Origin of the sequence: Mesorhizobium sp. M2E.F.Ca.ET.209.01.1.1, assembly GCF_004010375.2 — a bacterium.
Classification (GTDB): Bacteria; Pseudomonadota; Alphaproteobacteria; order Rhizobiales; family Rhizobiaceae; genus Mesorhizobium.
In genome coordinates, this window is sequence record NZ_SADP02000309.1 from 1 (window position 1) to 395 (window position 395).

The following is a 395-nucleotide window of genomic DNA, read 5'->3' on the forward strand; positions in this document are numbered from 1 at the left end:
CCAGCGTGGGCCGATCACGAGGATCGTTGGGCCTTGAGCCATTCGACATAGTCCCTGACGCCGGTTTCGACGGTGCGGAATTGGCCATTGTAGCCGGCCGCGCGCAAGCGGGACATATCAGCCTGCGTGAAACTCTGGTAGCTCCCCTTGAGATGATCGGGGAAGGGGATGAATTCAATCTCCCCCTTGCCCAGCGTGTCGATCACCGTCTCGGCGATGGCGCGGAACGGCTGGGCGCGACCGGTGCCGCAGTTGAAGATGCCGCTCAAGCCGCGTTTCCACAGCCACAGATTGACTTCCGCCACGTCGCCAACATGGATGAAATCGCGGCTCTGCTCGCCGGGACCGAAGTCGCCATAGGCGCCGAAGAGTTTCGGGTTTTCGCCGCGCTCGAC

The 395-nt window shown here is 62.5% G+C and carries 1 protein-coding gene; it reads right to left on the bottom strand.

Translation table 11 applies throughout. The features are described 5' to 3' along the window. Window positions 1-14: 14 nt before the first annotated feature. The coding region (locus EN852_RS35780) for an NAD-dependent epimerase/dehydratase family protein (RefSeq protein ID WP_135879679.1) at window positions 15-395 on the bottom strand (381 nt) is incomplete at its 5' end.